Origin of the sequence: Microcella sp. (genome assembly GCF_030645145.1) — a bacterium.
Classification (GTDB): Bacteria; Actinomycetota; Actinomycetes; order Actinomycetales; family Microbacteriaceae; genus Microcella.
This window is the reverse complement of record NZ_JAUSMI010000174.1, coordinates 1-8,876: the sequence shown is the minus strand read 5'-3', so window position 1 is coordinate 8,876 and position 8,876 is coordinate 1. Positions and strand designations below refer to the sequence as shown.

Below are 8,876 nucleotides of genomic sequence, written 5' to 3'. Positions count from 1 at the left end.
CGCGAGCTCCGCGAGCGCGCCCGCGAGCTCCGCGCTCGGCCGCGCCGCGTCGGGTGCGAGAACGCGCAGCTCGACCCCTGCGCCGACGACGACCCCGAGCGCCGCGGGGTCGAACGCGGTCTCGAGCAGGACGAGTCCGGGGGTGCCGGCGCCGAGCATCCCGAGATAGCGACGGAGCGCGGGGATCGCGGAGTCGTCGCCCGCGAGGACGAACGCCGCGGGGCGACCGGTGAGCACGACCGAGCCCTTCGGGTCGGCGAGCACCGCGGGCGAGCCGAGCGGGGCGTCCGCGGCCCACGGGCCGATGAGACCCGCGTCGCCCGTCTCGTCGGCCGCGTGAACGAGGATGTCGAGGTCGACCCAGCCGGCCTCCGGGTCGAACGCGACGATCGTCTCGGTGCGCGACGGCGCGGTCGGATGCTCGTTGTCGTCGACCGCGACGCTCGCCCACTCGGGGGCGTCGGGCACGAACACCCGCAGATGGTCGCCCGCGCCCGGCGACGTGAAGCCGTCGAGCGGCGCCTCGCTCTGCAGGCGGATGCGCACGAACCCCGCACCGTCGACGCCGCGCGGCACGAGCTCGGTGCGCGCGGCCAGTCGGACGTGCCGCAGCCGCGGCGGGAAGGGGTGGCGGGTCAGCGTGAACGGCACGGGGCCATGCTCGCAGACCGGGCCGGCTCGGTCATTCGTCTCAGTCAGTCGGCTCGGTCAGTCGACCGCGGGCACGCCCGGCGGCTCGCCCGGCGGGAGGGTGCCGATCGCCCCGGTCTCGGCCGGCGGCTCGTCGCCGTTGTCGATCGTCTCGGGGTCGGGCAGCGTCGTGAGGAAGCGGTAGAAGACGAGAGCGAGCACCGTGAGGGCGCCGCCGCCGACGATCCACGGGACGGGCAGGCCCAGCAGCGCGAGCCCGCCGCCGAGCAGCGACCCGAGCGGCATCGAGCCCCACAGGAGCGTGCGCCACGTGCCGTGGACGCGGCCGAGCAGCCGACCCGGGATGATCGCCTGGCGGAATGACATCATCAGGATGTTCCAGATCGTGACCGCTCCCGACCCGAGCGCGAACATCACCACGACCCAGATCGGCTGCGGCCACACGCCGATGAGGAGCGTCGTCACGCCGCACAGCAGGTTCATCGCCGCCATGACGCGGCCCAGACCGAACCGGGCCTGCAGCCGGGAGGCGACCATCGACCCGAGCAGGCCGCCGATCGCACCGGCGAGCAGGAACGCGCCGAACGCGGCCTCCGGCACGGCGAGGGTGTCGAGGACGAAGAGCACGAGCGTCGCCGAGGCCGCCGAGAACAGGATGGCCGTGCCGATGGAGAAGAACCACAGGGTGCGGAGCATCCGGTTGCCGATGATGAATCGCCAGCCGTCGGCCAGCTGACGGCGGAACGGGACCGCCGCCTCATCCTTCGGCGCGTGGAACTGCTTGCCCGACGCGACCGCCGGCAGGAATGCGGCCAGGAGGGCGGCGAGCCCGAAGGCCCCGACGAGGCCTCCGACGGGGATGAGCACGGCGACGGCGAAGAGCACCGAGGTGAGAGGGGCGGCCGCGAAGTTCTGCACGACGAGCTCGGCGCCCTCGATGCGGGCGTTCGCGCGCGGCAGCTTCGCCTTCGGCACGATGCTCGGCACGACCGCGCGGATCGCGCCGTCGTAGAGCGTCTCGCACGCGCCGTAGACGAAGATCACGAGGTAGAGCCACCAGATCGTGAGCGAGTCGGTCGCGACGAGCACGACGAGCCCGACCGCGAGGGCCGTTCGCACGCCGGCCGCGAGGGCGAGGGCGCGTCGACGATCCATCCGATCGACGAGGATGCCCGCCGGCAGTGCGAAGAACAGCCACGGGAGCATCGCGACCGCCGCGATCCCGGCGATCAGCAGCGCGTCGTCGGTGAGCCGCGCCGCCAGGAGCGGCGAGACGGTGCGGGCGATGCCGTCGCCGAGGCTCGACGCGAGATTCGCGGTGAAGACCGTGCCGAAGGTGCGGCCGAGGCCCGGTCGCCCTCCGCCGCTGCCTCTACCGATGTCACTGCTGATGTCCCTGCTGATGTCTCTGCTGATGTCTCTGCCGCCGTCCCCGCCCGCGGCCCGCCCGGCCGCCGTCGTCACCAGCGCTCGTGGATGGACGCGCGGAAGTACTCGTCGTAGAGCGCGACGACGCTCGCGTGGAAGCCCGGCGGCAGGTCGGCGACCTCGCCGGCGGCGGCGTTCGCGCGCGCCTGCTCGGGGCTCCGCGCGCCCGGGATGACCGTCGAGACGCCCGGCAGCTGCGCGAGCCACGCGAGCGCGGCCGTCGCGGGAGCGAGGTCGTGCTCGGCGGCGAGCGCGGAGAACCGCTGCGCGGCCTCGACGCCCGTCGCGTAGTCGACTCCCGAGAAGGTCTCGCCGACGTCGAAGGCCTCGCCCTGGCGGTTGTAGGTGCGGTGGTCGTCGGCGGCGAAGGTCGTGTCGCGCGTGTACCGGCCGCTCAGCAGGCCGGAGGCGAGCGGCACGCGCGCGATGATGCCGACGCCGGCGGCCTGCGCGGCGGGCAGGACCTCGTCGAGCGGCTTGAGCCGGAAGGCATTCACGATGATCTGCACGCTCGCGACGTTCGGGCGCGCGATCGCGGCGAGGGCCTCGTCGACGCGCTCGACGCTTACGCCGTAATGGCGCATCCGCCCCTGCTCGACGAGGGCGTCGAGGTCGTCGAAGACGCGGTCGATGCCGTAGACCGCGGTCGGCGGGCAGTGCAGCTGGACGAGGTCGAGGGTGTCGACGCCGAGGTTGTCGAGGCTGCGGCGCGTCCAGGCGTCGAAGTTGGCGGCGGAGTAGTTCTCCGGCTCCTGCGGCAGGCGGCGGCCCATCTTGGTCGCGACGAAGACGTCGAGCTCGGGACGATCGTGGAGGTAGCGGCCGATGAGCTGCTCGCTGCGACCGTCGCCGTACACGTCGGCGGTGTCGAAGATCGTGACGCCGGATTCGACGGCGGCGTCGAGGACGGCCCGGGCATCCTCTTCACTGACGTCGCCCCAGTCGGCGCCGAGCTGCCAGGTTCCGAGGCCGATGGAGGAGACGGTCGCGCCCGTGCGGCCGAGGATCGAAGTGCGCATGAGGCCAGCCTACGCAGGGCCGGGGACGCTCGCGGTCGGCGTGCAGTCCGGTCTCGTCGGTGCCCGCAGACGCAGCGAGGGGGCCGATCTCTCGGCCCCCTCGTCCCTCGCGTCCACCCCTGAGCGCGCAGGCTGTCAGCGCGGTGAAAGGATGCTCGGATCGCCGTCCATCAGGGCGATCCGGCGAGCATCCTCACCGCGCTGAGTCGACCGTAGCGGCGCCCGCGCTCGCGCCGAGGCCTTCGCGGTCGACGCTCAGATCACTCTCGGATCACGCTCAGGTCACGTTTGCATTCCACCGGTCGTCGGGCTCTGGTGCGGGATCTCCGCGCGGGTCTACCGTCAGCCGCATGAGCACCCAGGATGCTGCGGGAGACACGGTGGAGATGTCGGGTGGGCTCGGGCCCCGGGTTGCGTTCGCGCGGACAGCGCGCGTGCGACGGCGGAGCCCGTTGCTCTCCCTGGCGGTCATCGCCACCGTGGCCGCACCGCTTCTGGCCGGCTGCGGCGCGATCGGCGCGCGCGACGAGTCGAGCGGGGCGGACGGCGAGCCCGGCGTGGTCGGCGAGGCTCCGGTCCAGGACGGCGGCGACCTCGGCGGCGGCGGCGAGTCGGGCGGTGACGGCTCGGGCGATGACGGCTCGGGCGACGGCGACTCCCCCGCGGAGGCGCGGGAGCTCGTCATCACCGGGTCGCTCTACGTGACGGTCGAGGACCCGCTCGAGGCAGCGGACGAGGCGGCGCGCATCGTCGAGCGCGAGGGCGGCCGCGTCGACGGGCGGCGGGAGTCGGCGCCGCGCGACAGCGGCAGCGATGGCTCGAATGGCGGCGGCTCGGGCGGCGCCGGTTCGAGCGGCGCCGAGTACTCGTACGACGACTACGGCGGCGGGTACTACTCGTTCGGCTCGGGCGGCGGGGCGGTGCTCGAGCTGCGCATCCCGAGCGCGCGATTGACGGAGACGCTGGACGAGCTGGAGGCGCTCGGCGAGCGCGAGGAGCTCGTGCTCTCGAGCGACGACGTCACCTTCGAGCGGCGAGACCTGACGGCCCGCATCTCGGCGCTCGAGTCGTCGGTGACGCGGCTGCTCGCGCTGCAGGACGCCGCGGCCGATCTGAACGACCTCATCGCTCTCGAGTCGGCGATCAGCGACCGGCAGGCGCAGCTGGAGAGCCTGCAGGCGCAGGAGCGCTACTACGAGGATCAGGTGTCGCTCTCGACGATCACGCTCACGCTCGGGTCGGAGGACGTCGCGCCGATCGACGAGCCCGACTCGTTCTGGACGGGCCTGACCACCGGGTGGGATGCCCTGCTCGCCTTCCTCGGCGGCGCCCTCGTCGTCGTGGGCGTGCTCCTGCCGTGGCTGCTCGTGCTCGGGCTGCTCGCGCTCATCGCGTGGGCGGTGCTGCGGCGGGCGCGGCCGACGGGTGAGGTTCGCCCGACCGACGAAGCTCAGCCGGTGAGCGCGAGCGCCGGCTCCGACGAGTAGCTGCGGCCCGAGGGCGCTCGCCAGCGGAGGATTCCCCCGGGCTCCTGAGCGACGGTCCATCCGGTCTGATGCTTCAGCCGATGGTGATGTCGGCACAGGTGGGCGAGATTGTCGTGAGCCGTCGCGCCGCCGTGCTGCCAGTCGCGCGTGTGATCGAGGTCGCAGCGGGCGGCGCTGCGCGCGCAGCCGGGGAACCGGCAGGTCCCGTCACGGACCCGGAGCCAGGTTTGGAGCTCGGCCGGGACGCGGTACCGGTCGCGCCCCACGGAGAGCACGACGCCAGTCTCGGGGTGGGTCAGGAGTCGGGTGAAGCTCGGCGCGGTCGCGGCGAGCCGGCGCGCGGTATCGTCGTCGATCGGGCCGTAGCCCTCGAGGGTCGCGGGCGCGCCGCCGCTCCGACCGAGCAGCGTCAGCACCGGCACCGTCACGTGAACCTCGGCCCGCATGCCGAGGCCGAGACCGCTCGCGTCGACCTCCCCGGAGATCAGGAGGTCGGCGAGCGCGTCGGCGCGGCGGTTGCCGAGCGTCCGTCGCTCAGCGCCGGGGTCGGCGCCGGGTCCGCTGCCGGGCCCGAGGCCGGCATTGCGCGAGTCGTGTCCGTCCTCGAGCGACTCGGCGATCCGGGTCAGTCGCCGGTAGGCGCCGTAGGCCTTCTCGGCGGGGAGGAGCGCGCTCAGCCACGCCATGCCGTCGGCGACAGGGTCGACGAAGACATCGCGCGTCGCCATCGCCTCATCCCTCCGGGCCGCGATGGACTCGGGGTGCATCCGCTCGCGGAGTACTCGCGCTCGTGACTTCAGCCGGGACGGGTTCTGCGCCTCGGCGCTCGGCAGGATCGCTCGCTCGAACTCGGCGCGCGACTCGGCAGGAAGGCTGTCCGCGGCGTCGGCGATGACCGCGGCGTGCGCGAACGCGACCCGGCCGTCGTGGAGCGCCTCCATCGTGACCGGCAGCGTGGTCATGAGCGTCGCCGCCCGGGCGAGGAGGGAGTCCGCCGTGCGGGAGGTGACACGCAGCGCGCACGCGAGCTCTGCCGACGCGCTGCGTCGAGCGATAACGCCGGGATCCCAGTCCGCGCCGATCGAAATCGGGGCGCCGAGCGCCCGCTCAGCGCGGTCCCGTTCAGCGCGCTCGCGCTCGATCCGCTCCTGCTCCACGCGGAGCTCATGCACGAGCTCGACCCGGCGGGCTGCGATGCGGGACGCGCGCACCTCGCACTCCACGAGCGCCTCGAGCAGGGCATCCGTTCGCGACGATGCAAGACCGGCGCTGAGCTCCGCCGTGAGCTCGTCGAACACGCGACGCAGGTCAGAGTCGCAAGGACCCTGCCCCGGTGCGGGCGTCTCGATCGGGCTCGTCATGCATCCCACTCAACACCCCACCACCGACATTCCCGACACCCCCGACCAGCACCCTGGTCGACATGTGAATTGCCGTCTGACCTGGGGAAATGTGGAGGAGCGGCGACCCGGCTACCGAGGCGCGGCGCGACGTGTCGCGTGGCGCGTTGCTCGTTGCGCCGCGTGGCGCGTTGCGCGTTGCGCCGCGTGGCGGGCGCGGCCGACGCCGCGTGGCGGGCGCGGCCGACGCCGCCAACAGCGTCTACGCTCCGGCCCCCTCCACCCGCGCCCCGTCGACCGCCGCCTCGAGCGCCGCGAACAGCGGATGCCCCGGCTCCACCCCCGTGATCGACTCCACGAGCTCGGCCGACGAGCTCTCCGACCCAAGCCGCCCCTGCAGCTCGACGCTCTCGGGGTCGTCCGCGACGCGGAACCGCAGCGCGGCCGCGACGACCGCGAGCAGCCCGACCGGCTCGACGCCCTGCTCGGCGAGCGCCGTAGCAGGCTCGATGAGCCGCTCGTGGCGTGAGAGCTTGCGCAGAGGCTGACGTCCGACGCGCTCGACGCCGTCGTGCAGCGCCGGGTTCGCGAAGCGCGACAGGGCGGTCTCGCGGTACGCGTCCTGCACCTCGACCGGGAAGCCGTGCCGCGCGACGAGCAGCCGCGACGTCTCGCGCAGCGCGGCCTCGACGCCCGTGCGCACCGACGGCATGGCGATGGCCTCGTCGACCGTGGTGGCGCCGGCGAGACGCCCCAGGTACGCGGTCGCCGCGTGGCCGGTGTTGACGGTGAAGAGCTTCCGCTCGATGTAGGGGGCGAGATCGTCGACGAGGTGGGCGCCCGGAATGGCGGGCGGCGAGCCGGCGAACGGAGCCGCCTCGATCGCCCACTCGCAGAACGGCTCGACGCGGACATCCAGCTCATGGCCCGCCTCGGGCACCTGGATCGGGACGATGCGATCGACGGCCGTGTTCGCGAAGACGGCGCGGTCGAGCACGGCGGGGTCGTCGGCGAGGAGGTCGGCGAGGTGGCCGCGGAGCAGGTCGGTCGCGCCGAGCGCGTTCTCGCACGCCATGATCGGCAGCGGGGCGCGGTCGGCGGGTCGGGCGCGCAGCCCGGCGGCGATGACGGGCGCGATGAAGCGCAGGATGCTCGGGCCCACGGCCGTCGTCACGACGTCGGCCCCGGCGACGGCCGCCGCCGCGCCATCGGGGTCGACCGACGAGTCGATGCCGGTGAATCCGGTGACGGTGCGGATGCGCTCGTCGCCTCCGATCTCGATCACGCGATACGAATCAGCGGCCGCGATCGCCGCGATGAGCGGCCCGTTGACGTCGACGAAGACGAGCTCGTGGCCGGCGTCGTGGAGGAGGAGGCCGATGAACCCGCGGCCGATGTTGCCGGCGCCGAAGTGGACGGCGGTCATCGCGCGCTCACTCCGCGACGGCGTCGTTGACGTCGCCGAGCATCGCGAGCACCGTCTCGGCATCGGGCGCGACGAGCAGGCGCTCGACGGCCTCCTCGTCGCTGAAGACGAGGGCGAGAGCCGAGAGCACGCTCATGTGCTCGCCGTTCTTCCCGGCGATCGCGGCGACGACGCGCACCGGGTTGCCGTCCCAGTCGATGGGCTCGGCGTAGCGGACGATCGTCATCGCCGACGCCTTGATGGCATCCTTCGCGTCGTTCGTGCCGTGCGGGATGGCGAGGTGGTTGCCCATGAAGGTCGAGGTGAGCTCCTCCCGCGCGAGCATCGCGGCGTGGTACTCGCTCGTGACGGCGCCCGCGGCCTCGAGGAGGCGGGCTCCCTCGGCGATGGCCTCGTCGCGCGTGCGCGCGGTGCCGTCGAGGACGATGCGGTCGGTGGTGAGCACGGTGGCGGTCATGGGGTCGCCGGTCCTTCCTGGGTGTCGGCGCGCGGGGCCGGGCGCCGGAGTGCGGGGACCCGGGGGCGGTCGCCTGGACGACCGCCCCCGGTTGCGGCAGAGACTAGCCCTGCTGCTGCGGCGGCTGCTGCGACTTCAGGAGCCCGACGACGACGTCGTACTGCGGGCTCGACATGAAGTTCTCGACCGACAGGTGCTGCGCGTGCGGCGCCTGCTCGTTCGCCCGGGCCGTGAGGTCCTGGTGCGTGATCACGAGGTCGGCCTCGTCGGTGAGGTTGGTGATCGCCTGGTTGGTGACCGTGATCCCCTCGATGCCGGCGTCCTTGATCTTCTTCCGCAGGACGGTCGCGCCCATCGCGCTCGAGCCCATCCCGGCGTCGCACGCGAACACGATGTTCTGGATGCGCGTGGCCGTCGCCGTCGCCGACTCCTGGCCCAGGAGGCCCGCGACCTTCGAGTCGCCGCCCTTGTTGGCGGAGTTCTGCGAGACGGCGCCGGTGAAGCCGTCGGCTCCCGCCTCGAGAGCGGCCATGTCCTTCTTGCGGCTCGCGCGGAGGATGACGCCGGCGATGAGGAAGGAGACCGTCGCGGAGAGCACGACCGAGAGGATGACCCCGAGGAAGCTGTCGTTCGCGGTCTGCAGGAGGATCGCGAAGATCGAGCCGGGCGAGGCGGGAGCGCGGAGCCCCGAGTCGAACAGCAGGTTCGTCGCGATGCCCGTCATGCCGCCGCCGATCATGGCGACGATGAGTATGGGCTTCATGAGCACGTACGGGAAGTAGATCTCGTGGATACCGCCGACGAACTGGATCAGGGCCGCACCCGGCGCGGACGCCTTGGCAAGTCCAGTGCCGAAAATCGAGTAGGCGAGCAGGATACCGAAGCCCGGGCCGGGATTGGCCTCCAGCAGGAACAGGATGGACTTGCCCTCCTCGAGGGCCTGTTGGGTTCCCAACGGGGTGAGGATGCCGTGGTTGACCGCGTTGTTCAGGAACAGGACCTTGGCGGGCTCGATGAAGATGCTCGTAAAGGGCAGCAGACCGTTGATAACGAGGAATTCGACGACGG

General features: G+C 72.7%; 7 protein-coding genes and 1 pseudogene. 1 reads left to right on the top strand and 7 read right to left on the bottom strand.

Annotated elements, in window-relative coordinates:
• The 3 genes from Q7T15_RS12130 to Q7T15_RS12120 all read right to left on the bottom strand — a co-directional run.
• Window positions 1-651: siderophore-interacting protein (locus Q7T15_RS12130; RefSeq protein ID WP_304696520.1), on the bottom strand; the 651-nt coding region annotated here is incomplete at its 3' end.
• 57 nt (window positions 652-708) lie between these two features.
• Window positions 709-2,115: an MFS transporter gene (locus tag Q7T15_RS12125; RefSeq protein ID WP_304696519.1), complete on the bottom strand. Its 1,407-nt coding sequence runs from the start codon at window positions 2,113-2,115 to the stop codon at window positions 709-711.
• The gene (locus Q7T15_RS12120; RefSeq protein WP_304696518.1) at window positions 2,112-3,098 is read right to left on the bottom strand and encodes an aldo/keto reductase; all 987 of its coding nucleotides are present in this window, start codon (window positions 3,096-3,098) and stop codon (window positions 2,112-2,114) included. The genes Q7T15_RS12125 and Q7T15_RS12120 overlap by 4 nt, the downstream gene beginning before the upstream one ends.
• 479 nt (window positions 3,099-3,577) lie before the next feature.
• Here Q7T15_RS12120 and Q7T15_RS12115 point away from each other — a divergent pair, with 479 nt between their 5' ends.
• A complete protein-coding gene (locus Q7T15_RS12115; protein WP_304696517.1) occupies window positions 3,578-4,585 on the top strand; it encodes a DUF4349 domain-containing protein in 1,008 nt (335 codons plus the stop codon).
• On the opposite strand, the gene Q7T15_RS12110 is transcribed toward Q7T15_RS12115, so the two are convergent.
• From Q7T15_RS12110 to Q7T15_RS12095, 4 genes and pseudogenes are all read right to left on the bottom strand, one after another.
• Complete coding sequence (locus Q7T15_RS12110; protein ID WP_304696516.1) at window positions 4,549-5,946, bottom strand: HNH endonuclease signature motif containing protein; 1,398 nt, start codon at window positions 5,944-5,946, stop codon at window positions 4,549-4,551. The two genes, Q7T15_RS12115 and Q7T15_RS12110, sit on opposite strands and share 37 nt — an antisense overlap.
• Before the next feature lie 241 nt (window positions 5,947-6,187).
• On the bottom strand, window positions 6,188-7,351 hold the full coding sequence (locus Q7T15_RS12105; RefSeq protein ID WP_304696515.1) for a mannitol-1-phosphate 5-dehydrogenase: 1,164 nt from the start codon (window positions 7,349-7,351) through the stop codon (window positions 6,188-6,190).
• Window positions 7,352-7,358: 7 nt separating this feature from the next.
• The gene (locus Q7T15_RS12100) at window positions 7,359-7,808 is read right to left on the bottom strand and encodes a PTS sugar transporter subunit IIA (RefSeq protein WP_304696514.1); all 450 of its coding nucleotides are present in this window, start codon (window positions 7,806-7,808) and stop codon (window positions 7,359-7,361) included.
• A 103-nt stretch (window positions 7,809-7,911) separates the two neighbouring features.
• Window positions 7,912-8,876 (bottom strand): annotated as a pseudogene (locus Q7T15_RS12095) (PTS mannitol transporter subunit IIB); the annotation flags it as partial.